General features: G+C 43.1%; 26 protein-coding genes. 22 read left to right on the forward strand and 4 right to left on the reverse strand.

Annotation, left to right across the window (positions count from 1 at the left end; genetic code table 11):
- Positions 1 to 17: 17 nt before the first annotated feature.
- The 7 genes from treP (at position 18) to MKY54_RS16105 (ending at position 5,837) form a co-directional block, all read left to right on the forward strand.
- On the forward strand, positions 18 to 1,988 hold the full coding sequence (treP, locus tag MKY54_RS16075; protein ID WP_076130501.1) for a PTS system trehalose-specific EIIBC component: 1,971 nt from the start codon (positions 18 to 20) through the stop codon (positions 1,986 to 1,988).
- Positions 1,989 to 2,152: 164 nt separating this feature from the next.
- Positions 2,153 to 2,872, forward strand: coding sequence for a trehalose operon repressor (gene treR / locus MKY54_RS16080; protein WP_036677129.1), 720 nt, complete (start codon positions 2,153 to 2,155; stop codon positions 2,870 to 2,872).
- A gap of 23 nt (positions 2,873 to 2,895) precedes the next feature.
- On the forward strand, positions 2,896 to 3,201 hold the full coding sequence (locus MKY54_RS16085; RefSeq protein ID WP_303047866.1) for a hypothetical protein: 306 nt from the start codon (positions 2,896 to 2,898) through the stop codon (positions 3,199 to 3,201).
- A gap of 161 nt (positions 3,202 to 3,362) precedes the next feature.
- Positions 3,363 to 4,373 (forward strand): phosphotransferase, encoded by a 1,011-nt coding sequence (locus tag MKY54_RS16090; RefSeq protein ID WP_339187047.1) that lies wholly within the window; start codon positions 3,363 to 3,365, stop codon positions 4,371 to 4,373.
- A gap of 137 nt (positions 4,374 to 4,510) precedes the next feature.
- A complete protein-coding gene (locus MKY54_RS16095; RefSeq protein WP_076184931.1) occupies positions 4,511 to 5,098 on the forward strand; it encodes a DUF1349 domain-containing protein in 588 nt (195 codons plus the stop codon).
- Positions 5,099 to 5,253: 155 nt separating this feature from the next.
- Positions 5,254 to 5,517, forward strand: coding sequence for a hypothetical protein (locus tag MKY54_RS16100; RefSeq protein WP_081388227.1), 264 nt, complete (start codon positions 5,254 to 5,256; stop codon positions 5,515 to 5,517).
- A 128-nt stretch (positions 5,518 to 5,645) separates the two neighbouring features.
- On the forward strand, positions 5,646 to 5,837 hold the full coding sequence (locus tag MKY54_RS16105; RefSeq protein WP_076130505.1) for a hypothetical protein: 192 nt from the start codon (positions 5,646 to 5,648) through the stop codon (positions 5,835 to 5,837).
- Positions 5,838 to 5,929: 92 nt separating this feature from the next.
- On the opposite strand, the gene MKY54_RS16110 is transcribed toward MKY54_RS16105, so the two are convergent.
- Positions 5,930 to 6,742 carry a class I SAM-dependent methyltransferase gene (locus MKY54_RS16110; RefSeq protein ID WP_076130506.1) on the reverse strand — a complete coding sequence of 271 codons (813 nt, stop codon included), beginning with the start codon at positions 6,740 to 6,742 and terminating at the stop codon, positions 5,930 to 5,932.
- A 444-nt stretch (positions 6,743 to 7,186) separates the two neighbouring features.
- Between MKY54_RS16110 and MKY54_RS16115 the strand changes: the two genes are divergently transcribed.
- Positions 7,187 to 8,452 (forward strand): YncE family protein, encoded by a 1,266-nt coding sequence (locus tag MKY54_RS16115; RefSeq protein WP_076302944.1) that lies wholly within the window; start codon positions 7,187 to 7,189, stop codon positions 8,450 to 8,452.
- Between the two features lie 71 nt (positions 8,453 to 8,523).
- Positions 8,524 to 8,718: a hypothetical protein gene (locus MKY54_RS16120; protein WP_339187050.1), complete on the forward strand. Its 195-nt coding sequence runs from the start codon at positions 8,524 to 8,526 to the stop codon at positions 8,716 to 8,718.
- 332 nt (positions 8,719 to 9,050) lie between these two features.
- Here the strand turns inward: MKY54_RS16120 and MKY54_RS16125 are convergent, their stop codons facing one another.
- Complete coding sequence (locus tag MKY54_RS16125; RefSeq protein ID WP_239498742.1) at positions 9,051 to 9,212, reverse strand: hypothetical protein; 162 nt, start codon at positions 9,210 to 9,212, stop codon at positions 9,051 to 9,053.
- A 729-nt stretch (positions 9,213 to 9,941) separates the two neighbouring features.
- Here MKY54_RS16125 and MKY54_RS16130 point away from each other — a divergent pair.
- The 4 genes from MKY54_RS16130 to MKY54_RS16145 all read left to right on the forward strand — a co-directional run bounded on the left by MKY54_RS16130 (position 9,942) and on the right by MKY54_RS16145 (position 12,758).
- Positions 9,942 to 10,577: a TetR/AcrR family transcriptional regulator gene (locus MKY54_RS16130; RefSeq protein WP_076184924.1), complete on the forward strand. Its 636-nt coding sequence runs from the start codon at positions 9,942 to 9,944 to the stop codon at positions 10,575 to 10,577.
- A 207-nt stretch (positions 10,578 to 10,784) separates the two neighbouring features.
- Positions 10,785 to 10,961 (forward strand): hypothetical protein, encoded by a 177-nt coding sequence (locus MKY54_RS16135; RefSeq protein ID WP_339187052.1) that lies wholly within the window; start codon positions 10,785 to 10,787, stop codon positions 10,959 to 10,961.
- A 205-nt stretch (positions 10,962 to 11,166) separates the two neighbouring features.
- Positions 11,167 to 12,177, forward strand: a complete 1,011-nt coding sequence (locus MKY54_RS16140; protein WP_076130511.1) for an LLM class flavin-dependent oxidoreductase — start codon at positions 11,167 to 11,169, stop codon at positions 12,175 to 12,177.
- 65 nt (positions 12,178 to 12,242) lie between these two features.
- Positions 12,243 to 12,758, forward strand: a complete 516-nt coding sequence (locus tag MKY54_RS16145) for a nuclear transport factor 2 family protein (protein ID WP_339187054.1) — start codon at positions 12,243 to 12,245, stop codon at positions 12,756 to 12,758.
- Between the two features lie 194 nt (positions 12,759 to 12,952).
- Here MKY54_RS16145 and MKY54_RS16150 read toward each other — a convergent pair whose 3' ends face one another.
- Complete coding sequence (locus tag MKY54_RS16150; RefSeq protein ID WP_339187056.1) at positions 12,953 to 13,603, reverse strand: metalloregulator ArsR/SmtB family transcription factor; 651 nt, start codon at positions 13,601 to 13,603, stop codon at positions 12,953 to 12,955.
- Positions 13,604 to 13,769: 166 nt separating this feature from the next.
- Here MKY54_RS16150 and MKY54_RS16155 point away from each other — a divergent pair, with 166 nt between their 5' ends.
- From MKY54_RS16155 to MKY54_RS16190, 8 genes are all read left to right on the forward strand, one after another.
- Complete coding sequence (locus tag MKY54_RS16155) at positions 13,770 to 15,173, forward strand: MFS transporter (RefSeq protein WP_339187058.1); 1,404 nt, start codon at positions 13,770 to 13,772, stop codon at positions 15,171 to 15,173.
- Between the two features lie 21 nt (positions 15,174 to 15,194).
- Positions 15,195 to 15,551 (forward strand): iron-sulfur cluster assembly accessory protein, encoded by a 357-nt coding sequence (locus MKY54_RS16160; protein WP_076130520.1) that lies wholly within the window; start codon positions 15,195 to 15,197, stop codon positions 15,549 to 15,551.
- Between the two features lie 23 nt (positions 15,552 to 15,574).
- Complete coding sequence (locus MKY54_RS16165) at positions 15,575 to 15,859, forward strand: hypothetical protein (RefSeq protein ID WP_076217679.1); 285 nt, start codon at positions 15,575 to 15,577, stop codon at positions 15,857 to 15,859.
- A 155-nt stretch (positions 15,860 to 16,014) separates the two neighbouring features.
- Positions 16,015 to 16,812: an AraC family transcriptional regulator gene (locus MKY54_RS16170; RefSeq protein ID WP_254848963.1), complete on the forward strand. Its 798-nt coding sequence runs from the start codon at positions 16,015 to 16,017 to the stop codon at positions 16,810 to 16,812.
- A gap of 208 nt (positions 16,813 to 17,020) precedes the next feature.
- Positions 17,021 to 18,331 (forward strand): NtaA/DmoA family FMN-dependent monooxygenase, encoded by a 1,311-nt coding sequence (locus MKY54_RS16175; RefSeq protein WP_339187060.1) that lies wholly within the window; start codon positions 17,021 to 17,023, stop codon positions 18,329 to 18,331.
- A gap of 25 nt (positions 18,332 to 18,356) precedes the next feature.
- A complete protein-coding gene (locus MKY54_RS16180; protein ID WP_076277347.1) occupies positions 18,357 to 19,406 on the forward strand; it encodes an NAD(P)/FAD-dependent oxidoreductase in 1,050 nt (349 codons plus the stop codon).
- Positions 19,407 to 19,431: 25 nt separating this feature from the next.
- Positions 19,432 to 20,379 (forward strand): ABC transporter substrate-binding protein, encoded by a 948-nt coding sequence (locus MKY54_RS16185; protein WP_339187062.1) that lies wholly within the window; start codon positions 19,432 to 19,434, stop codon positions 20,377 to 20,379.
- A 133-nt stretch (positions 20,380 to 20,512) separates the two neighbouring features.
- Positions 20,513 to 22,435, forward strand: a complete 1,923-nt coding sequence (locus MKY54_RS16190; RefSeq protein ID WP_339187064.1) for an AraC family transcriptional regulator — start codon at positions 20,513 to 20,515, stop codon at positions 22,433 to 22,435.
- Between the two features lie 14 nt (positions 22,436 to 22,449).
- On the opposite strand, the gene MKY54_RS16195 is transcribed toward MKY54_RS16190, so the two are convergent.
- Positions 22,450 to 22,620, reverse strand: coding sequence for a hypothetical protein (locus MKY54_RS16195; RefSeq protein WP_339187066.1), 171 nt, complete (start codon positions 22,618 to 22,620; stop codon positions 22,450 to 22,452).
- A gap of 167 nt (positions 22,621 to 22,787) precedes the next feature.
- Between MKY54_RS16195 and MKY54_RS16200 the strand changes: the two genes are divergently transcribed.
- A complete protein-coding gene (locus MKY54_RS16200; protein WP_339187068.1) occupies positions 22,788 to 26,084 on the forward strand; it encodes a chitinase N-terminal domain-containing protein in 3,297 nt (1,098 codons plus the stop codon).
- Positions 26,085 to 26,177: the final 93 nt, after the last annotated feature.

A 26,177-nucleotide genomic window follows, 5' to 3' on the forward strand; every position in this document is an offset into this window, starting at 1 on the left:
TTGTAAGGAGTGAAGATATGGCTATAGACCGCAAAAATGTTGAAGATATTGTACGGGCGGTTGGGGGCAAGGAGAATATTGAGGTTGCGACGCATTGTGTAACCCGGCTGAGATTCTCGCTGTATGACGAGAGCAAGGTGGATTCGGAAGCCCTGGACCGTAACGAACTCGTAAAAGGACAATTCTCTACGCAAGGGCAGTTCCAGATCGTTATCGGACCAGGAACTGTAGATAAAGTATACGATGAAATGATTCAAATCACTGGTGGTGCCCGCTCTTCCAAGGATGACGTGAAATCAGCGGCAGCACGGAAACAGAATCCATTGCAGCGGGCGATCAAAACACTGGCTGATATTTTTATTCCGATTCTTCCGGCCATCGTAACCGCAGGTTTGCTGCTTGGGATTAATAATATTTTGACCGGACCTGGTATCTTTTTTGATAGTAAGTCATTGGTAGATGTCTATCCTGCATGGAAAGACATTGCTGCGATTATTAACACGATTGCCAGCACAGCCTTCACCTTTTTACCAGCCCTTATCGGTTGGGCAGCTGTTACACGTTTCGGGGGCAGTCCTCTGCTCGGAATCGTGCTGGGTCTCATTCTCGTACATCCGGATCTATTAAGTGCCTACAGTTATGCAAGTGCTTCAACTGAGGGAACCGTTCCGACCTGGAATTTGTTCGGCTGGCATTTGGAGAAGATTGGTTATCAGGGGCAAGTATTGCCTGTACTGGTTTCGGCCTATATTCTGGCTAGACTGGAGAAGTTCCTCAACCGCCGGGTGCTTGATTCCATTAAACTACTGGTCGTTGCTCCAGTGACCCTGCTGGTTACAGGTTTTCTGGCCTTCACCATTATCGGACCCGTTACGTTCGCCATTGCCAATGCTATCACCTCGGGTTTGATTTATGTATTTGATCATTTTGCGCTCCTTGGTGGTTTGATCTATGGTGGATTCTATGCACTTCTGGTCATCACTGGGATGCATCATACTTTCTTGGCAGTCGATGTTCAGCTCATCGGCAGTGAGGGAGGCACCTTCCTCTGGCCGATGCTGGCGCTCTCCAATATTGCGCAAGGCGCTGCGGCACTGGCGATGATGTTCGTTGTTAGAGAACAAAAGGCAAAAGGTTTGGCGGCTACGTCTTCCGTCTCTGCGTTCCTCGGTGTGACTGAACCGGCAATCTTTGGGGTGAATATCCGCTATCGCTATCCTTTCATCTTCGGGATGATCGGCTCAGCAATTGCCGGTATGCTCCTTACCGTTAACCAGGTTCGAGCTTCATCCATTGGCGTAGGGGGAATTCCCGGTTTCCTTTCGATTTTCCCGAATCAGTGGGGCGTTTTCTTTATTGGCATGGTTATTGTTCTCGTTGTGCCATTTGCCGCCACAGTATTGTACGGACGTTCTGTAGTGGGTCGTTCCGAAAAGAACACAGCTACAGAGGCTTCTAGTACTACGAGCGAACCAGAGGAATTGAGCAGCCGTCATTCCGTTCAAGGGTCACAGGAATCAGTTAATATTCTGGAGCTTGTCTCACCGCTTAGTGGAACTGCAGTATCGCTGGAACAGGTGCCCGATCCTGCCTTTGCTGAAAAGCAAATGGGTGAGGGAATTGCAATCGAACCTTCTGAGGGGAAAGTATATGCTCCCTTTGATGCTACAGTAGCCCATGTGATTAAGAGCAAACATGCGCTTATACTGGAGCATGCCAGCGGTGTTCAGGTATTAATCCACGTTGGAATTAACACGGTGGCGCTTAAAGGTAGCGGTTTTACCAGCCTGAAGAATATTGGTGATAAGGTGCAAGCAGGAGAGCTTCTACTAGAATTTGATATGGAAGCTATCCGCGCAGCAGGTTACCCGGTGATTACTCCAATCATCATTCCTGCAGGTCAGGAGATGGTCGAGAAGATCGAGGAGAAGACCGGACCAGCTACGGCCAAACAAACAAGTATCTTGACTATTCATCTCAAGGGTTGATAAAGGCTATATTGGCAAAGACTTTATACTTTAGAAAGACAGCCCCTTGGGGGCTGTTTTTCTATAAATATAAGAATTTATATGTTCAACGCTATAAATTCCCCTCCAATTGAATCGATGCTTCCAAAGGCATGACGTGATACAATAAAGGGCGGTGATCAAAATTGAGAGAAAATAAATATTTGCAAATTTATAATGAATACAGCAACCAAATCCATTCTGGACAACTGCTGCCGGGAACCAAGCTGCCTTCCGAAAGTGAACTCGCCGAAGCTTACGCCACTTCACGAGAGACCGTGCGCAAAGCGCTGAATCTACTTTTCCGTGAAGGATATATTCACAAAATTAAGGGCAGAGGCTCCTTTGTGCTTGACATGACCAGAATGGATTTCCCTGTTACCGGGTTGATTTCATTTAAAGAGATGGCCGATACCCTGGGTACTGCCTCACGGACACTGGTAGAGCGGACGATACAAGAGCCGGCAGGCTCCGCAATCGCCAGACATCTGCAGATTCCACCTGAAACTCTGATTTGGAAGGTTGTTCGCGCCAGAGAAATTGAAGGTGAACGGATCATTTTGGATAAGGATTATTTTCGTGCGGATATTGTTTCCTTTCTGAGTGAGGAAATCGCGGAAGGCTCAATCTATGAATATCTGGAGCTGGAATTGGGGCTTAAGATCAGTTATGCGAAGAAGCTGATATCCGTTGAGCCTTCTACTGAGGAGGATCATAGACTGCTCGATTTGAAGAATTTTACGCATATTGTAGTAGTACGAAACTATGTGTATTTGGAGAACACGGTGCTTTACCAATATACCGAGTCTAGACACCGGCTGGATAAATTCCAGTTCGTGGATTTTGCTCGAAGGGTGAGGCGATAAGCTGATCCGAGGGTGTCCCAGTTATCAGTGTATCCGCTGGTGCCTTGCATAGCATGGCTCTGAAAAGCGATGGAAACGTATGGATATGGGGAGCGAACAATGAGAGCCAGCTCGGCGGTAGCGCTGAATCGGAGCGTTCCCTTGCTTCTAAGCTCACCATTGGAAATCGTATCGTCGCTATTAGTGCAGGTTATATGAGCGGCGGTGCGGTTAGTGAGGAGGGGACCTTGTTGACCTGGGGGTATAATGGGTTAGCCCAGCTTGGTGATGGCACTTATACTAATGTCATAGAACCTGTTGCAATTTCGCTTGTAGAAGAATCTTATTAGATTTGAAGAGTAGGGAATTTCATGCCTAAGTGGCAATGAATTCCCTATTTTTATAGGTGAGTCAAAAAGAGAAAACTCTTTTCATATTCATTCTTTATCATTACAGCTATCCGTCTAGACTGTTAAAATGATGGAAGTATGGTAGACAAAGGAGATAAGCAATGAATAATGGCTTTCGGATCAATACTGAGGAGAACCGACACCGAACTCTGAGGCAAGTAAAACAAGCGGCGTTTCATGCTTTACAGGAATATGAAATAGACTGGAACTCCATTCACTTCATTCAAGTATCCGAACATGTCACCTTCCGCATTGTAAGCGATGTGGGGGAAAAGTTCTTGCTCCGCATTCACCCGGATAACAAACAACGCGAAGGAACCATTTCAGAAATTGAGTGGTTGTTCGCTTTGAAGAGCAAGGGCCTCCTCTTGCCCGAAGCTGTAATCAATCGTGAAGGGGCCTTTATTACGGAAACATCGGTGTGTGACGGACAACGGTTTTATTCGAGCTTAATGCGATGGGTCGAGGGAAAGCATGTAGACAAAAGCGAACTAACGGAGGAGGGCATCCGTAAAACAGGATCATTGATGGCAAAGCTTCATGAGGCCAGCTCTGATTTTAGTCCTTCCAGCGGTTTTACTCGTCCTTCTTGGGGTGTACTGAGCTTTAAACGGGACTGGGATCACCTAAGTCTACATCGCAAACATTTCATATCGGATGAGGGTTTTAAGTTATATTCCGCAGCCGCCACTAAAGTGGCAACATGTCTCGAAACGTTCACAAGACATGAACAAAATTATGGGATGATCCACGCGGACTTACATAATGGAAATGTCATTTTTCGGGATAATGAACCGTATCCTATCGATTTTGGCAGATGTGGCTTCGGCTATCATCTTTACGATATAGCTCAGGCTATTATGGGATTATACCCAACACAGAGAGCTTATTTCGTCGAAGGATATCAGAGAATCAGGAAGCTGGAAAATGAATATATAATGAAGCTAGAGTGCTTCTTAGTCATGGCAATAATCGAAGCCTATAGCTTTCATGCAGAGAATCCGCTTGAGACCGAGGGGTTGATTGAAGAGCAGCCATATGCTCAAGCGATTTTGAGAGCTTATGTGAACGGGACAACCTTTTTATTTAATTCTCTGGATATTTCAATATAAAAGATTAGAAAATGATGTGCGTTATATTTTTCAAATGGTATTATTAGGATGAACTGCTGAAAACTATTTAAATTGTATTTGGAATCTTAGCAATGAAAATGGTTGACAAAACTTTATAAAAAGTGAGGAGTAGAGCAATGAACTTTGATAAAGAACAGCTTTTTTGGATAAATCCAATCAATGATTATTCTATTACAGAAAACAGGATTGAATTTGTAACGATGCCGAATACAGATTTTTGGCAACGAACCTATTATGGTTTTAGAAATGATAATTCACCTGCACTGTTAATGAAAACTGCTGAGAAGTATTTTTCATTTATAGTAAGAACAGATTATGATAGTACACATAGATACGAGCAGTGTGGGATAGTCATCTATCAGGACAGTGATAATTGGTTCAAGGCATCGGTAGAATATGAAAATGAGGAATTCCAAAGACTTGGAAGTGTGGTTACAAATCACGGATATTCAGATTGGGCAACAACTGATATCGATGCAAACATTAAAACTATGTATTATAGACTAAGTCGACGCGAAAGTGATTTCTGTATTGAAAGCTCTTTGGACGGGACTATATTTGAACAGATGCGTATTTTTCATTTGTTTGAAGGGAATGAGGAAATAAATTTTGGCTTATATGCTTGTAGCCCAGAGAATTCTTCATTTAAAGGTGTTTTCACCGAAATGGAAATTACAGAGTGTAAGTGGTTGGAGCATAAATAGTCGTTTACGCAGCTGAAAGTGAATATTACTCAAAAGGGCCTTCCTAAAAGGAAGGTCTTTTTTTATGAGCGGCTATAAAGTTGTCATCAGTTTGAGATTTCTATAGTTATCCATGTGGTGAAATTAGGATAATTGGATCTTGGGAGGCGAGGACATTGAGTCTTGTGATGATCATTTTATTACTGTTCTTAAATATTCCAGTATATAAATTTTTATTTCGCGTGTTCTTCGTGAATAAAGATGATTATAGCGAATCGATTAGGCATACTTTTACACCTAACATCATTTCATTATTCCGGGGAGAGTATTGGAAGGATAGAATGAATACGGCAAGGCTTCAGTTTTTTATACTCATTTGCGGTGGGATTGTTGTTTTGGAATACCTTGTTTTGCATAAAATAATTGATATTTTTCGTTAACTAGAACTTCATTTAGAAACTTCTGCTTATGGTGAGCAGGAGTTTTTTTATCTTGCATAAGCACCGCCCTATTATGGAAAACTTATGTAGTGCGAATAAACAGCATGAATCTATTTTGCGAGGTGATAATGATGACAAATCAAGATCCGCAGGAGCTTCTTAAAAGTAAACACAAGCTGGATGAGCAGAAGAGGCAGTTCACAAATTTTGCCCGAAGTGCTTCCGGTCATGGTGAAGCAGAAGCAGGCCAGGAATTCAGTAATGACCGAGTGCCAGATGATCAAAACCGCATGAAATCTGTTGAGAACAGACAAGATTGATCTTAAAAAGCTATCAAATAAGCCGATCCTTTTCTGGATCGGCTTAGAAAAATAATTTTTACGTTGTAAGGTTGTTCAATAGGTATCGGATGCTAGAGTTTTCTTGCTTTAATTACAAAAGTTACAGGAAGCATCTTTGCTTTTTTTGCAAAATCGCTTTTATCGTCCCGCGACTGCATAAGTTCATCATCAGATTGCTCAATCATTTGCTCAATAACAAATCCAGCTTTAGATAGCGCATTCACATAAGTTGATAATTTACGATCCGATAAAGTTAGCGTACTTTCATCAAGAGATACTGAATACCAAGATTCATCGAAATAACATTTTTTAAAAACAAGCATATCATTTTCTGCAACAACACATTTGTGTATAGGGTGAGACCAGCTGAAAATAAATGATCCATCTTTTTTAAGGTAAGAAGCAATCCGGCTAAAAGTACCCTCAAGGTCAGTTGTCCAGCCTATGGCATAAACCGAATATACAAAGTCAAAATAATCCTCTGGCAGGCCACATTCTTCTTCCATAGGTGAGCAGATCAATTTTGCTGAAAGACCGTGCTCCGTCAAAAGTTGCCTAGTCTTTTCGATTTGGTTCTCTGCTATATCCGTACCCCATAGTTCAGATGCATTGCGTTCCCCCAGATATTGCAAAGATTGACCGCTTCCACAGCCTATCTCCAGCAACTTTTTCCCTGAGACATCACCAAAAAGTTGGCATTGTTCTTCCGATACAAATGCTCCATAAAGAGGAAGTGCAGTAGCTCCTAAAACTTCATTTCCTTTTGTATCCCAAAATAAGCTGTTTGTTTCATGAATAGTATTCGTATCCATATCGACCGAGATGGCGACGCCAACCTCACCAGCGCCTATAACGTTTGTTCTATAACCAGAATTTTTGTCCATGCAGACACCCGCCCCAAATATAGATTATATAAGCCTAAACATATCTCCCGACTTGCGCGTAATCCCAATAACATATATCGAACACGAACAAGCTGAGGGATTAACCATAGAATAATCTACCATTTTCCCATGAACATATCCATCCAAAATTTCCCACTAAAATTTCCAATTGTGAAATAAAGCATGAATTTCTGTTTATCTCTCGCAGGGGGAGCCAGAATAAGTATGAATGTTACGATATTTTAATTTACGAGAAGGATCAGTTTTTCATGCTGCTCTAGGCATGCAACTGGACTCGCACACACCTTTCCTAGATAAATAGGCAGTCAAGCTATAATTTAATTCTAGCTATTGTATAGTCCAATCCCGACTACAGTTCTTACATACATTAAAGAGAGACTGGTAGTTTATATTAAATCTTTAATTAAGGGAGGATTCACTAGAATGGCCATTCTATCATCAGGACCTATTGATAATAGCGCTGTGAGCGGTTTCAGACCTACTGAACAGGTGACGGTCAAGATTGATAACCGGGATGCGTTAAATCAGTCCGCAATTCTGATCCAAGGGTACAATTTAACCCTCACAAGGACCTTGTATGTAAGCGAGCTTGTTACTATTTCTCCAGACGAGGTGATTACAAGAAATTACTTTGCCAATCTGGATGCCTATGAGTTTGTCTTTACAACGGAAGGTCTTGCAGAATTACAGACGGAAATTTCCATGTGGGGCAAAAATACAGACGGGGAGCTGGTTACCGCCCACCGGCTTGTATCATCTGAGCTGCTGGGAACTGAAAATGGGGGAGCCACAGGCTCCGTTAACCGCATTTATGTTTCCAATTTCAATAGCAATGATGTTTCTGTGATCAACGGGGCAACAGGTGCGGTGATAGTAGTCATCCCTGTAGGTGTGAATCCTGCGGGAGTAGCCATAAACCCGTTAACTAATCGTATTTATGTTGCTAATTTGAACAGCGACAACGTATCCGTTATCGACGGAGCGACCAATACGGTGCTGGCTACCATTCCTGCCGGGGATGGAGCAGGTGCTGTCGCGGTCAATACTGCTACCAATGCTATCTATGTTGCTAACTTTAATGATAATAGTGTTACTGTCATTGACGGATTAACCAACACAGTGGTGACTACCATTATTCCCGCCGGCGGTTCTCCTTTTCCAACGGGGATCGGCGTGAATTCCTTAACCAATACTATTTATGTAGCTGAATTCAACTCGGATATTGTTACCGTCATTGACGGGTCTACGAATATGGTTATTACGCAGATTCCCGTTCAGGTTAATCCATTTCGGGTGGGCGTTGATCCCTTAACGAACCGGATTTATGTCTCGAACTTTACCAGTAACACCGTTTCAGTCATTGATGGAGCCAGCAATACTGTGATAACTAACTTGCCTGTAGGAACGACTCCGGCTGAATTGGGAGTGAACATATCAACCAATGCCATCTATGTGCCAGACCGGGATGACGACAATGTGTCGGTGATTGGCGGTTTAACGAATACGGTGATTACTACCATTCCGGTCGGGAATAACCCTAATGGTGCAGGAGTTAATCCATTGACCAATCGCATCTATATCACCAATCAGGATGATAACACGGTATCGGTCATTGATGGGGTTACCCAGACTGTGATTAGTGTTATTCCTGTAGGTGCACGTCCGTTCTCAGTCGGTGTCAATCCGTAGGAAGCAAGGACAAAGAATTTAGTACACTCTAAATTCTGTTCTTCATCTTACCGCAGGGGGTGAATCATACGATGAAAATAACATCGGCAGAAGAAATTATGATCCTATTGTCGAGTATGGACAAAGAGCATTCTGCAGCACGTATCTACGTTCCGGGCATAGGTGAATTCATGATTGTACTACAAAAGAAAGAGGGTAGCAGCGGGACAGCAGCAGAAGAACGCATAATACCGGCAGCAGGGTTAACAAGGAACCCTTATCTTTAGTGATAATCAGCAACTCAACCTTCTTCCGGTAAGGAAGAGGCTGGGGGTTTGTATCTTGGAGTTTTGTATATGAGAGAAGTAGAAACAGTCTTGGACTGAATACGAAAGTCCAAGACTGTTTCTACTTTTTTCCACCTAATGTTTCGAGATAGATTTCCTGCCTGCAGCAGGTTGTACAACTCGAAGACCTTTAATAGGAGAGGTACTCCGGCCAACATTTTTCCTTTTACCAGGAACTGCCGTGTTGACATTTAAAAACTTAGATTGACTTTGAATACTAGTGGATACAATATTAACCGTGTAATTTCTGTAGTTACCAATACTGATTTTTCTCAATCCAAGCCTTCTACAAAGCGGAGCAGCACAGTAACCTGCGCCACCACAAAGTTTGAAAGCATTTTGCGGTAGAGTAAGATAGTTAACACCTGACCATACAAGACGCCTATCTGCAGATTCGGCATAGTAATATATCTCACGATTGTTGACTGCCCCATTCAATACCTCTACCGTTTGACCTGGATTAATTGTGTACCAACCTACCGCTTCGTACCAGCTGGGCCAAGGTATTAAGGGGATAGAGCCCTTATTACAGCTTGCAGAGGAGTAATATGCAAAGGCAACATATATGGTTACACTGGTACTATTACGAAAACTAAGTCCCATTGCATTCAGCTCCTTTCTTTTTGATAGAATAAAGTATGCAGTTTAATAGAAGAAAGGAATGGACATTAAGAAAATAATTTCGAATCGATTGGGTTGCTCATGTGAAGAGCCAGGGTAGATAAATTAAGAAGAGACCTCTCGCGTGCCGTCCTTTATCTATGTCATCCTATTTATCGATCGAACTTATTAATTCGTCAGAGGACGTAGATCTGTTCTGTTTGGTCCGAGTCAAAAAAACATATGTGGATGTATATATTAGAAACATAACACCTGCAGGGTTGTAATGAGTATTTGCTCTGACTAATAGTTAAATTAATCCCAGCATTTGTCATACAGACGCTCCCTATGTGTCGATGAAATATCAACAGTGACTTTAGTGAAGAAATGCGTGAACTGGTATACACACTAGGCAAAACTTTACTTAGATTTCTGGTCGAACTCCGCAGACCTGTTCCAAGGCTGACTTATTTCCAATGACATGTACAACATTAAGAGTATCAAGTAAAATGGCTGATATAAGAATTCTGAATGTATTGGTTTGATCAGGGGGGAGTTTTACAATGAAGAAAAAGGTACTAACTGAACGTCAGTTAAAATCGCAACAAGTCAAAGAAAATATACATAATGCAGCCATCAGGATGCTGAAAGAATATGAATACGACTATTTAACGGTTCGTAATGTATGCAAAGAAGCCAACGTATCTACAGGTACGTTTTATCATCATTTTAAAAACAAAGATGATCTTTTGACCTATTATTTAGCATACGGGTACGAAAAGTACATGGATGAAAACGAGATTCTGTTTGATGATGATGTGAAAAAGAACATCGCTCAAATTTATCATATTTACATTTCTTATTGTATGGAGATGGGTATTGAATTTTTATCAAATTACTATTCCACTAAAAATAAAAGCTTAAATACACGTGATAAACATTCCCCAGAAGAAATCCACAAGGTTCCATTTTTTGAAAAGTCGATCATTGCCATAAAACATGGGCAAGAACAGGAATTTATATCGCCAGATGTAGATATACATGAAGCTGCTAATGATATTTGCACTTTAGTTAAAGGACTCATCTTCGAGTGGTGCCTGACAGATGGGAGCTATGACCTACAAAAGAATGTTCAAAAAATCTTAAGGATTTATTTGAATAGTATAGTTACAGAGGCGTATAGAGCTTTGTACGAATAAATTTTTGGAAATAGTTATTTGACAACTATGGATTTTTGTTTTAAATTTAGAACACGTTCTAGAAATGGTTATTTGTTCTCTAAGCAACGCCAACCGGGGGTCTTTATGGAGACCTTAGGATGAAAAACTATTTACTGAGCGTTTGAGTACTTTACACGGTGATCGTCTTCCCCTAGTGGCAGTAGGTTTTATTCATAGTCCAGAAGAATGCTAGACATCCTAAACAGTGGGATTACTCTTGTTGCCATGGGTCGGGAATTTATTGTGGAACCGCATCGGGTGAAGAAGGTGATGGATGGGAATGAAGGAGATATTGCTTGGGAGAAACTATTTTTTATCGAAGGTTGGGTACCCGTGGCGAAAAAAATGAATAGGGTGGTGTAAGGGCGGAACTATGGATTAAAATCTCAAAGTAAAGCAAAACATTCTAATTTAGAAAACTAGTAAACATAAATAACAGGATAATCATATTAACCTTTTATATGCATGCGCATGCAAATATATGGGTGTTTTCAAAATAAATACGCCAACTAATTGTTCAATACGAGGATAATAAATATTCCCTTATAAAAGGAGCCCTTTGAGAAACATGATTTCAATAAACATATTGGACTATTCGCCAGTGGACGAAAATTACGATGCACAAGAAGCATTGATTCAGACAACGGAGTTGGCAAAAAGAGCGGATCAACTTGGATATAAGAGATTTTGGGTATCAGAGCATCACCAAATGCAGTCCTTAGCAGGAAGTACTCCTGAACTGCTCATGATGCATCTTGCGGCTTCAACAAATCACATAAGAATCGGTTCTGGAGGAGTGATGCTTCCTCATTATAGCTCGTATAAAGTGGCTGAAAACTTCCGGATGCTAGAGGCTCTGTACCCTAATCGTATTGACTTAGGTATAGGAAGAGCTCCCGGAGCAAATAGATTAGTCACTCACGCACTTAATGAAGAGAAAACTAGACCACTTTCCTATGAGCAACAAGTTATGGATCTAAAAAGTTTCTTAACGAATGATTTTCCAGAAGAACATCGTTTCAAAGATTTGTTCACTACGCCTGATATTTCTACAACTCCTGAAATGTGGGTCTTGGGTGGGGGAGGAGGAAGTGCCAAAATAGCTGCTGACAATGGCGCTGCATATACGTTTGCTCATTTTATTAATCCTTATGGAGAAGGGATAAGAGCAATAAATCACTATCGAGAAAACTTTAAACCATCCAAATTGTTTAAAGAACCTCATGTAATGATTGCTGTATTTGCTGTAATCGCAGAAACAAATGAAGAGGCAGAAGAGCTCGCAAAAGCATTTGATTTATGGCTTTTGAAAGCTGAGTCTGCACAAACTCCAAATTCTTACCCTTCAATTGAAACTGCAAAGATCTATTCATACAGTTCATTTGAGAAAGAAACTATTCATCGTAATCGCAGTCGCGTTGTAGTTGGTGATGTAAATCATGTTAAGGAACAAATTGAGAATCTTGCAAAAAAATATGGAGTGAACGAAGTAACTATTCTGCCAAATATCTCAGGAGCTAATAATAGAGTTAAATCTATTGAACTGCTGGCGCGAGCTTTTAATTTGAAAGAATTATAATTTTTATTAAGGATTAGAAAAACGGAGCACAACTATCAAATTTATCATTGAAGGGGAAGTCAAAAATGTTGAATTTAAATGAATCATTAAACGATAATCTAAGCTTAGAACAAAGAATAGCTCGGTTAGAAGATATTGAAGCAATCAAACAGTTAAAGTATCAGTACGCACGTTATTGTGATAACCATTATGACCCGGATGGAATCGCCTCATTATTCATACCAGATGGACATTGGTTAGTTACTGGTATTGGTGGCGAGGCAACAGGCCATGATGAGATAAAGAAGCATTTCGTTGCAGCTTCTAAGGATATTGTATGGGTCGTACATTATATAACGTCACCAGAAATCGTAATAGCTTCTGATGGGAATAGTGCTATTGGAAAGTTTTATTTGAACTGTCTTGCTACCATTATTAATAAAAATGACAGATCCCAAGAAAACGCAGTAGTAATGACCGGGAACTATGTTGATCATTTCGTTAAGGTAAATGGAAAGTGGTACTTCAAAAAATTAAGCGGTGCTATAACTCAAGCGTCTGAATGGACAGATGGTTGGGTTCGTAAGCCTTGGATTGATTGAAGTATTCCTGCGTTATAAACCATTAGAGGGTAAAAGCTAAAATATAACAACCCACAGCCAAGATCATATTTATTATAAATCTTGGCTGTGGGTTGTTATTTATTTGTAATGAATATTATGATAATGGTTCATATCGCTAGTCATTGGATGCTCATGTGTGACATGGAAAGGGTTTGGAAAGTGCCACAGCAATGTCAGAGTCTAACCGTATAAACACAGTTTCTTCCTCCCGCTAATATGTACTCCCCCCGTTCAATATGAACATTATTACCTAGAACAGTTTTAAATAGATGTAACTCATTTTTGCATAACCCGGTACATACAGCAGCAGCTTCACAGATCGGGCAATGTTTCTCAATGAATAAAAGACTGCCATCATCCTGCTCCTTAACCTCGGCCATATACCCTTCATTTGTTCGAATCTCGGCCAGTTTCTCCAGCTTCTCTCTAACGTCTGCTGTATCACCAAGATGCTGAAGATATTGTTCTTGCATATTCTTATTTCGAACAGCCAGCAGCTTGTCCAGCCCCTCATTTCCGAAAGCTTCTTTCATGGAATGGATCAGACTGACGGATAAATCCGAATATCCGCTTGGGAAAAACCGATCGGCCGCGGGGGTTAAGATCCATAGCTTGGTTGGCCGCCCCATGGGACGGGACTCTTCTATATTAGTAACTAGCCCTTCTTCTTTCAGCGCATTCAAATGTTGACGAATAGCCATTCCAGATAGCGAAAACTGGGAGGAGAGTGCCATAACATCCATTCCCCCTTGTTGCTTTAACAGATCAATGATCGCTCTTCGGGTCTTGGTTGAGACATCCCTTTTGGTTTGATTTCGGCTCATGTTGCACCTCCTACTGAAACAACTAAATCTACATCACAGACTACATTTTAAACAAAAATGTTGACAAAGTCAAAGCTGAACTGTAGCTTAGACATTATAAACAAAAATGTTTACTAAGTGTCCGGATACGATGTATACATACCAATTTTCTTGGAGGTCACATTTCATGTCGTCTAATCATCAAAGTATTTTCAGCCCACGTTATTTTGCACTATCCATAGGTATTATTCTGTCAGTGATGGCCGTTGGATTCGAAGGCCTGTCCGTAACTACCATTGCCCCTTCAATTGCTGGAGATTTGAACGGCCTTAGCCTGTTTGGCTGGATATTCAGCACGTATCTGCTTGCGCAGATTATCGGAACTCTGGTCGTCGGTCGAATCATAGATAGAAGAGGACCTGCAGTACCGTTCACTATCGCACTTCTTTTGTTTATCGTTGGGTTGATTGCTGCCGCAACATCAGGCGATATGTATACCATGATAGGATCACGGGCCATGCAGGGTCTGGGTGCCGGAGCTATGATGACTTGTGTGTACACAGCAATATCCTTAAGCTACCCGGATAAATTACGCGCCAAAATACTCGGAGCATTTGGTACGGCCTATGTTCTTCCGTCCATGCTCGGTCCATACGTTGCAGGTCTTATCGCAGATCAGTGGTCCTGGCGGTTTGTTTTCTGGGGAATATTACCGATCCTGATGATTTCAGCACTGCTTAGTTTACCTGCGTTCACGAAATTAAAAACACCGAAGACGCAAGGGGATATCGGAGCTTCATCAACTTGGAATGCGTTACTGTTAACGATGGGTACAGGGATTTTCTTAGTTGGTCTAAGCATGCTTCCGAGCATTATGGGATTTGTTTTAGTCATTATCGGCTTAGTACTTATGATATTTCCGCTCCGCAAACTGCTACCGAAGGGAACTCTTACGCTTCGAAGAGGCATGCCAGCTATTCTGGCAACACGTGGGCTGTTCTTCGCTGCCTATACCAGCACACAGAATTTCTTGGTATTGGCTCTAATCGATGTGAAAGGAATAACGCCTTCTCAGGCCGGATTGATTGTAGCGAGTGCTGCGTTGAGTTGGTGCGTCATAGCGTATCTGCAAGGACGGTGGGATTCGGCAGATCAGGGCCGTGGACGGCATACGCGAATTATTCTGGGTGTATTGCTGCTTGCCATAGGGATTACTATCGTATTTTGGATACCCGTTGTGACCGTTACCGTAGCAGTTATTGGACAGATCATCGCTGGAATCGGCATTGGATTGGCGCATCCGATTAGCGGTGTTGTGGCGTTTTCTCAGACAGGAGAAGGAGGTGTCGGCAACACCTCGGCTAATCTGCAATTTGCGGATTCTTTTACACCCGGTGTAGTTATCGGGATCGGCGGTTCCATCCTTGTGGTTTGTCAGGCTGGCGGAATGTCACTCCAATCCGGATTAATTGTAGCAATGGGTTTCCATCTCTTGTTGATTGTAATGAGTTTATTTGCGAGCACTCGGATCTCACCAGTAGCTGAACAGATAGGAACGGGTATTCAATCTTTAGGTTTGAAAAATAAATAAACGAAGGAGGAGTTCACAATGATCATCGAGGTCAGTGACAAAGCATCAGAAAAAATCGCCGAAATCTTATCAAGTGCGAATATCCGAAATCCATTTCTAAGAGTGGGTGTTGATGAAGGGGGATGCAGTGGACTATCCTATACCCTAGTCGTGGATGAGCAGCAAGCAGAAGAGGATATTATATTAAATAAACAAGATTTTAGTATATTGGTTCACCCGAATAGTATTCCATATATTGACGGTCTTGAAATTGACTATGAAGAGAGTGGAATGGTAGGCGGATTCACTATGAATAACCCTAATGCAAAAGCTTCATGTGGATGCGGAGCCAGTTTCAGAATGGCCAATTATCGTGGCGAAATAAAAAAATGTGATTAAACAGCAGGAAGGAGAGAAGAGGAATGATATCATTTGCAGTATCCGAAAAAGCATTGGATTCATTTAAGAATGAATGGGGTTTGGAAGAGGGGCAATATGTAAGAATTTACGCAAAATATGCCGGTGGAGGCTCTGATGCTTTCACTGTTGGAATTAATGCAAGTGCTACACCGATCGATCCCGCATGGGTTCAATCCATTGGCGGATTTCATTTCTTTGTTGAAAAAACTGATGTTTGGATTTTACAGGATGAACTTCTTCAAATTGATTGTAATGAAAACGGCATATTTTCAAGCAAAATCTCCTGAGCATCTTCTTGGGTTGCAGTGTACAGTAGAATATCTACTACACTTCTAGCAATTTCGCATACTATTGTCTATACTGTTTTAAATAAATATCGGAATTGGATCTGATTTTTATAAGAAGCATGGTGCTAGGAAGCAGGTGCAGAGCATTGATAAATTTGGACAAATTAGCAAAGGCATTTACTAAAGGTGTCTATGAAATAGAAGATAGAAGCCGCTTAGTCATCCAGCCCAAAAGCTTATTAAGTGAATTCACCACCGTTAAGCATGGATTTCTATTTATCATTCGCGGGGGAGCCAGAATATGTGTGAATGGAACGGTATATGAATTACGACCAGGATCAGTTTTTCATGCTGCTCCGGGCATGCAGATGGATTCGCAGGTTATAGGACAATCTGAGCTCGAGTATTACTCCCTTTTTTATAAATTGGATATGCCGGAAGAATTGAATAGTACTCACGAATTTGACTCTCATTTCAAACTGGAGCCGGGAGCGAATCTAAAAATTATTGAATTACTAATTATGCTCCATCAGAATGCCCATCCATCCGGAGAAATTGGGAAGCTGCGTATCAAGGAGTTGTTCTTAAGCCTGATGCACCAGGTTCTGATTGCGTGCAGTTACAGAGAGAACGATCGTTCTCCGAATCAAAGAATGGTAGACGAAGCCCTTGCGTATATTAAACTTCATTATATGAATTCACTTACACTTGGTGAGTTAGCGGAACAGCATGCAATGAGTGCCAACCGCTTCTCTTACCTCTTTCATAAATATACGGGACTACGACCCATCGACTATGTTGTTAATTATCGTTTGGAACGGGCCTGTGAATTACTCAAAGCAGGTAATTTTCCTATCCGCGAGATTGCTGACCGTGTCGGTTATGACAATCCACTATATTTCAGCCGATTATTCAAAAAGAAATTCGGTGTTTCTCCCTCTGCCTATAAATAATGTACATAATGAGCTTCTTGTACTTGAACTACGTCTGCAGCTACTGGTGATAAGCCAGAAGTGCAGACTTTTTTTATTTAGATTAAATAATGATGCATGCTGGATTTGAGATTTGTACATTTGAATTTATTTAAATTTTTGATAAACTCACCTTTGTAACTGAGAATCATTATCAGTAAATTGATTTATAAATGAAAGGCTGGTAGATATGACAGAAAAAAGACCCAAACAATTATGTATTGGCCTGTCCTTAAATGCAACCTGGATGAAAGGAGACGGCTGGCGGCACCCGGATAGCGGAGTAGAAAAGATGGATTCTATTGATTACTATATTGATTTGGCAAAAATGGCGGAGAATTCAAAGCTCGATTTTCTTTTCAGAGCTGATTATCTGTATGTTAGCCCGCAGATGTTAGGAGATTCCTCAAATTTCGGCAGCCCAGACCCTGCATTGTTTTTTGCAGCGATAGCTCGTGAAACCGAGCGGATCGGACTGGTAACGACGATTTCCACTACTTTTAATCCGCCGTATGTTGTTGCAAGGCAGCTGCAGTCCTTACACTGGCTGAGCAATGGACGCGCCGGCTGGAATATTGTCACTTCTATTGAAGGCGCCGATAATTTCAGCGACTCACCTATGCCGTCACCGGAAGAGAGATATGCCAAGGCTATGGAGTTCACGGATGTTGTATGCAAGCTTTGGGAGAGTTTTCCGAATGAAGCGATTGTTATCGACCGTCAGTCAGGTATGTTTTCGGATAAGGATAAAGTGACTGCCATTAATCATTCCGGGGAATTTTTCAGTGTAAAAGGGCCGCTTACTTTGCCTGCTCACAAGTCAGGAACGCCGCCGCTATTCCAAGCTGGGGCTTCGGATATTGGACGGAATTTCGCCTCATCTGTAGCTGATGCTATTTTTGCCGCAATGCCGGATATCGAATCGGGAGTGGAACTAAGGAATGATCTGAGAAGAAAAGCGGCTGAGCAGGGCCGTGATCCGGATGCTATCAAAGTTTTGCCGGGCTTATATTTTTTCCTGGCCGATACGCGCGAAGAAGCACTTGAATTACATAAAGCTGCACATGCGAATTTAAGCCTTGAACGCAGACATGCTTCGCTTAAATCGGTGCTGGGTCTTGATTTAAGCGGTTATCCCTTAGATAAGCGAGTAACTGCCGATATGTTACCCGATTCCAGCCAGGCCGTCCGCAGCCGGACTCATGCTGAGTTGTTACGGCGGTATATTATTAAAAATCAGCCTACAGTGAAAGAAATCTTGGACAGGCCGGAGGTTGTCGGATCTGCACATTGGGTATCTGTCGGGACAGTCGAGGATGTGCTGAACGATATTATTGAACGGTTTGAAGCGGGGGCTATAGATGGCTTCATCGCCCTGCCAGGCGGTTCGGAACAATCTATGGAGCTGTTTTTTGAGAAGTTGGTACCGGAGCTGGTTGAAAGAGACTTATTCCGGAGCGAATATACGGGTAGCACTTTCCGTGAGCATTTAGGGATTTAAAAAAGAGAAATGAGGCGATTGAACGATGCATGAAGAGGAATTGTTTGATGTTACGATTATTGGCGGCGGTCCGGCTGGATTATTTGCTGCATTTTATAGCGGACTCCGTGAAATGAAAACCAAAATTATAGAATTCCAACCTGTGCTTGGCGGCAAGGTGCATGTCTATCCGGAAAAGATGATCTGGGACGTGGGAGGCTTACAGCCTATTCTTGGCTCACAGCTTATTGAACAAATGGTTGGTCAAGGGATGACTTTCCAACCGGAGGTTGCCTTTAATGAAAAGGTCACATCCATCTCGAAAGATGAAGCAGGTTACTTTATTTTACACACGGCCGCAAACCGGAAGCATTTCACTAAAACTGTCATATTGGCCATTGGAGGAGGCATTCTGAAGCCGATCAAGCTCGAAATCGAGGGTGCCGAAAGATTCGAAATCACAAATTTGCATTATACGGTGAAGTCACTTGCCCGCTTTAAAGAGAAGACTATCCTAATATCGGGAGGCGGCCATTCTGCTGTTGACTGGGCGAATGAACTGGCTCCGATTGCCAAAAAGGTGTTTCTGACGTACCGGAAAGAGAACTTAAAGGGGCATGAAGCCGATATTTCACGCTTGGCAAACAATGGCGTAGAGTGCTTGTTAAATACTTCAATCGAAAAGTTGATTGCCACACCGGATCACGAAAGAATAGGGACTGTACTGCTAAAAAGTAATGACAACGGAGAGGGATTTGAGCTGTCTGTCGATGAGGTCATCATTAATCACGGTTATGAGCGCGACAAAGAACTGCTGGTGAACAGTGAAATTAAAATGGATCTGTGGGAACACCGGATTTCAGGATCAGTAATGAGCGGGACATCCGTGCCGGGTATTTATGCGGCAGGGGATGTTCTACATCATGATGGGAAACTGCACCTGATCGCGGGGGCATTCCAGGATGCTGCCAATGCGGTAAACCAAGCCAAACAATACATCACACCGGAGGCAAATTCGTCCGGGATGGTGTCTTCACATAATGACCTGTTCACGCAGAAAAACCGTGATTTAATGAAGCATTTATACAGACAGTAATGATAACAACTCAAGGGGGAGCCAAATGAAAAGACTATATGGATGGATTGCATCCTTAATTATACTAGTAGGATTACTGGCTGGGTGTTCCGAAACTTCAGTCACGCCTACACCAGAAGTTGGCAAGATCGAAGAAGCAGGATGGCCAAGAACAATTGCGGATGCCAGCGACAATGGAGTGGTGCTCGAGACACGACCTGAGCGTATAGCGGTTCTGCATCCCTTGTATTTAGATTACTTTTTTGCTCTTGATACGCCTCCAATCGCATCAACTAACGCAGCGGAAGCGATGAAGGATTTTGCTACTTTACAGCCTTACGCTGGAACTGCTGAAATCATTGATTTGGGCAGCAGCAATGCGAATCTGGAAATGATCATGGATGCAAAGCCTGATGTGATTGTAACCTTCAAGGGTTCTGTTGATAGCAATTATGAAGAGTTGAATAAGATTGCACCAGTCATCTTAATTGACTACACCGATACCTGGGAAAAAACGACGATGCTGTGTGCTCAGATTGTTGGTAAAGAGACATTAGCGGAACAAGCCATTAAGGAAACCCAAGAAATGATTGCAAAAACAAAAGAACAGCTAAGTAGTCTTGAGAATAAAACCTTTGCTTTACTACGGGTCGACGGAAAAGCTAATTTTAATGCTCAAGGCTCTAAAAACACGATGTACTACAATCAAACAGTAGGCTTTGGGTTGTTGCCACCGAAGGGATATCCTGAAGAGGGAGGGGCCCTTTCTCTGGAAGGGATATACAGCATGAATCCTGATTATATTATTATCCAGCATGATATGGATATCGCAAAGGCAGCCATCAAGGACAAGGAAACTTCGAACGTGTGGAACTCACTGGAAGCAGTGAAAAACAATCATGTTCTTATCTTTGATAACTCACTTAATAGCGCAAGTATCCTGGCTGTCCGTTTGGCTGCAGATCATTTTCTGCAATTGGCGTCTGAACAATAAATTTATATTAAAAAATCCGATTGCACCTTTTAGGGCAATCGGATTTTTGTTATTAAGTTAAATATCTTGACTGTTATTGATAATGGTTATCATTTATGATGAGTATTAGACAGATAACGGAGGGGTAGTCATTATGCACAAAAGCAATCAAATATTGCTTTGGGACCAAGCGACGGTCAAGTTATTGGATGTGCGCCATATTGAAAGGGTTCAAGGCGAAATTCTTCATAAGTACAAGATTCCTGCCAGTATATTTTTACTTTCGGTACAAGGGAGCGCTCAAGTTCAGTTAGATCACTCTGAATTTTCTTTTACAGGATTTCAAGTCCTGCATAGCGGGAAAGGGGCGATACTTAATATTGTTCCGACAAGTAAGAATTTTGTTTACTATATCATTTATTACCGTGCATGGATTCAAGAGGAGGATCTGTTCCAATCACAATATTGTTTTTCCCCTGATGCACCCATTTTACTTTATAACAAAATGCAATTGATGTATCTAAAATGGAACGAGCAAGAAGAGAGACTCAACGTAAAATCACTTTTTTATCAATTCATTCATCAGGTTTTAAAAGAATTACATAGAAAAGAGAGTGAGGTGAAACAGACCAGTGTTGCAGTCCAAGTAATCACCTACATTCAGGAGTACTATGCGGAGCCAATTACATTAGATTCTCTTGCGGAAGTATTTAATTTCAGTGCTTATCATTTGTCATCCTTGTTTAAAGAGTACACAGGTATGAGTCCGATTGATTACTTAATTCGGTTTCGGCTTGAACTTGCAACAGAGCTTCTAATAACAACAGATGCTTCGGTCGGTGAAATATCAGCAAGCGTTGGTTATAAAGACGTATATTATTTCAGCCGAATTTTCAAGAAAAGAAAAGGTGTATCCCCTGCACATTTTAGAACAAAAGAGTCACAGCGGCCAAAAGTTGCTGAAAGTCCATTAAACTTCCCCACATCCTCTATTTTTGAACCCATCGTTCAACAGTATATTAATAATGATAATCATTATCATAATACGGAAAAAGGGGAATTACATATGTTTAAAATGACAAAATCTCAGACGACGGCTGCTTTACTGCTTTGCGGTTCTCTATTATTAGGTGCTTGCTCAAGTGGGACGGGTACTGCTACGAAGGAACAAAGTAATGGGAATGGAACCGTAAATCAAGCAACATCAGAAGAAAGTACGAACACTCGAATAGTATCAACGCCTAAGGGAGATGTGGAAGTACCAGCAGAGCCGAAAAGAGTGGCGGCTGACCAATATATGGGGCATTTATTGAAATTAGGAATTGTACCCATCGGAGCAAGAACGTTTATGCTGGATGAAGGCTGGATGGAAAAAGCGGACATACCCAAAGAAACCATCGAGAAAATTGAGGATTTAGGGGATTTCCCTTTAAATCTGGAAAAATTAACGATGCTAGATCCGGACTTAATTATCGGTTCGATCGATGAGAACATAGAACAATATGAGAAAATTGGGACCACTGTTTTTCTGCCTTATTGGGAGGGGTTAAAAACAGCAGGGCCGCTTGATAAATTTAGGAGTGTAAGCAAAATATTCGGAAAAGAAAAAGAAGCAAAAGAATGGATTACGGAATATGAACAGAAAGTAGCTGAAGCAAAGTCTAAACTTGCCGGGGTTATCAAGGAAGGGGAAACCGTTTCGATTGTTCAGTTTTCACAAAAGGCGGTATACGTCTTAGCGGCAAAGGGAGGAAACTATGGTTCTTCCACTATATACAATATGCTTCAGCTGCCTCCAACAGAAAGTGCAAAAAATATGGCGGAGGGATTTGAATCGATTTCATTAGAAGTGCTTCCAGAATATTTAGGTGATTATGTTTTTGTTTATAATGGCGATGCGGATGCTACCAATAAAGCAATGGAAAGTAACATATGGAAAGGCATCCCTGCAGTGAAAAATGGCAAAGTTTATTTGTATGGTGATAATTATCATGATGAATTCGTAATGGAAGATCCTTTTTCATTAGAGCTTCAGCTTGATACGATTGTGAATTTGTTACTTGGCACTAGTAAATAGTTTAATAGATATACTTAAGCCACTGATGTTTCTGGAATATTGATACCAGGACAACAAGCAGAAACTGCCAGCGGCGACATAGGAAGAGAGCGAAACGGAGCATTTATCCGTTTCGTTTTTTTTTTGCTAATATGCCGATAGTCCAATCCTTCATCATAAGCCTCAGCAACTGTGACTTTTTTCATAATACCCTTTCTATATTCGACCCGTTTTATAGGCCAAAAGTATAATTTTTACAGCAGTTTACATAAATCTATCTTTTTTTTAATTGTTTTGAGATAGGATAGTAGATGTCTAGCAGGTGGGTATTTATGGTAATTACTCACCGGACTATATCTTGAGGAGGAAGGGTATGAAGGAGAAGAATTCAGTTTGGAAAAAGAGGCTGATGAACAGCACTCTAGCTGTGGCGGTGGCCGTACCACTTCAGCTGTTCACGTTCGGAGCCGGTTCGGCGGTATTCGCAGAAGGACCAAACGATCCTGCGCCGTACATTGAGGCCAAAGTCGTCAATGAGCATGCAGGCCAGAAGATCCTGTTCGACAACACCCATGAGCAGACTGCGGGAGCAGCCGATTGGGTGATTGACGGCGCTTTTTCAGACTTTGGGAATGCCCTTGCCCAGGAAGGCTATTATGTCAAAGAACTCCGCAAGACGACTCCAATTACTTTGAGTGATCTTTCCGATTATGATGTCTACATCGTCGCCGAATCCAACGTGCCCTACAAAGCAAGCGAGCAGCTTGCGATGGCGGAATATGTGGAGGATGGCGGCAGTATTTTCTTCATCGGTGACCATTATAACGCCGACCGCAACAAAAACCGCTGGGATGGTTCAGAAGCTTTCAACGGCTACCGCCGTGGAGCATGGGACAATCCAGCCAAAGGCATGAATGCCGATGAGGTCGCTTCTGCAGCCATGCAGGGTGTGGTTAGCTCTGACTGGTTGGCGGACGAGTTCGGTGTCCGTTTCCGCTACAATGCGCTTGGCGACATTAACGCAACCAACGTCGTAGCTCCCGATCAAGCCTTCGGCATTACAACGGGCGTATCAGCGGTAGCTATGCATGCCGGTTCCACGCTGGCCATTCTAGACCCAACCCGTGCGAAAGGTATCGTCTACCTGCCGCAAACCAATGCTGCCTGGGCCAATGCCGTAGACCAGGGGGTCTATAACGGCGGCGGTGTGGCAGAAGGTCCCTATGTGGCAGTTGCTAAAAAAGGCGCCGGCAAGGCAGCCTTCATCGGTGACTCATCTCCTGTAGAGGATGCAACACCGAAATACCTGCGCGAAGATACCGGCGCCAAGAAAACAACTTACGATGGCTTCAAGGAAGTGGACGATGCCACACTGCTGGTTAACACCGTGAACTGGCTCGCCGAGCAGGAGAGCTATACGGATTTCACCCAGGTGAATGGCCTGACGCTAGATCAGCCGACAACACTGCTGCCATTCGAGGAGCCGGCGCTGTCCACTGAGCCGCAGCCGGAGCCTTGGGCTCAACCTAATGCTGGCTACAAATGGTATGATCGCAGCACCTTCAAAGCAGGCTCCTACGGCGGACCGGCAGCCACTGCAAGTGCGGTTTATAACTTCACGCACCAGGCTGTGCTGCCAAATGCACAGAATTTTCAGATTCGGGTGAGTGCAGATAATCTTCCTGCAGGCACAAGCGTATCCGGCTTCCAGGTAGGTGTCTACCAGGTAAGCAGCGGCGCCCAAATCGCCAAGATTCAGAACAGCGACGGTACCTGGCCAAGCAGCTACGGCTATAGCTCCTCATTCAATCTGACAGCTGATCTGAACGGTCATGCCTATAAGGATCTGACGATCCAGATCAAGCCGGGCACCACAGCTGCATCCAATCTGCGCCTCCGCCAGAACAGTACAAACCTCAAGACTGAATCGGTGACGCTGGGCAATGTTCCTGCTGAACCGCTTCCGGCTGAGGAAGATCCCATTCCGGCTACAATCTCTATCAGCGACTCCCGGGCTAAGGCAGCCGGATCACTGGTAACGGTGGAGGGGACCGTGACGACTGAGCCGGGTATCTTCGGCGGACAGTCCTTCTATCTCCAAGATGGAACCGGTGGGGTTTATGTCTTTCAGAGTCAGAGCGGCTTCCACGTTGGCGATAAGGTCAAGGTAACAGCGTCCACCGCATTGTACAACACAGAGCTGGAGCTGACAGAAGCAGTGCAAATTGCGAAGACGGGCACGGCGACACTGCCGCAGCCGATTGCGGCGAGTATGGTGAATGATGCCAACCAAGGCCAATTGGTTCAACTGAACGGTGTGACCGTGGCGAACATTATCAACGCTACGCCAAGCGGCTCCTTTGAATTCGACGCCGTCAATGCCGACGGGACAAGCAATCATGTGCGCGTGGATGCCCGGACAGGCATTACTAAGGATAACTTCCCTTATACAGAAGGACAGAAACTTAATATTACAGGTGTTTCCACAATTTTTAAAGGCATCTACCAGCTCAAGCCGAGAAGCCTCGATGACTTCGCCGCAGCAGCAGAAGAGGGGGCTCCGGTAACAACGGCGACGCTTTCTGCCGAGCCTAATGCTTCCGGCTGGTTTAACCAGCCGGTCACCGTTACCCTGAAGGCGAATACAAATACAGCTAATGTTTATTACTCGCTGAACGGCAACAAGGAAGCTGAGTACAGTACACCTGTGGACCTGAAGGAAGATGGGCGGCATACATTGACATACCATGCTGTGCCGGCAAAAGGCAAAGTGGAAGATCTAAAGACGCTGAACCTCAATATTGATACGGCTCCACCGGTTGCCGAACTGAAAGAATCCGGTCATGAGGTGAGAGATGTAGAAGAAGGAGCACAGCTTTCCTTTGAATTGACTGCTGACGATGTATTGTCAGGTGTCACCTCGAAACAGCTTCTATTAGATGGAAGACCGATTGCCGAAGGCCAGACCCTGAGCGCCGCCGATTTAGGCGCCGGCCCCCACACCGTGAAATACATCGTGCATGACGCGGCCGGCAATACGACTGAAAAGAGCAATACGTTCCAGGTTATTGGCGGCCAGGTGATTGCGACTGGTAAGCCAGGACAAGCTGTGCTATCCTCCAACAGCAGCTATGCTAATGGACTTAGTGATGGTAACTATACAGTCACCATGAACCTATGGTGGGGTAATAACGGCACGAGTTACAAACTCTATGAGAACGGTACACTGATTGATTCCAAGACACTGAAAGATGTATCGCCGGCTGCCCAGACGGCAAGTACAGAGCTTCATGGTAAGGTGAACGGCACTTATGTTTACACTGCGGAGTTAATCAACAAATATGGCACGACCAAGAGCGATCCGCTTACGGTCACCATAAGTGACTCCGCGCCGGGCAAGCCGATACTATCCGAAGATAACTGGGACGGAGATGGCACCTATAAGGTGTCGATGAATCTGTGGTGGGGGACTAACGCTACAGAATACCGCCTGTATGAGAACGGGGAGCTCATCGACTCGCAGCCGTTGAATGCCCATACGCCTTCGGCACAAAGTGCAGCAACCACTATCAGCGGACGCACTGCCGGTGTGTACGAATATCGGGCGGAGCTGGTCAACGCGGCGGGAGTGACTGCCAGTGATACGATCAAGGTAACGGTCATCCGCTAAACAGACTGACAGTAACAATAAAAGTAAAAAACGAAGAGCGCCGGATTCCAGGCCGCTCTTCGTTTTTTACATTACCATTAGTTCAATTGTGCC

The sequence above is a fragment of the Paenibacillus sp. FSL P2-0121 genome, from assembly GCF_037975345.1.
GTDB lineage: Bacteria > Bacillota > Bacilli > Paenibacillales > Paenibacillaceae > Paenibacillus_AQ > Paenibacillus_AQ odorifer.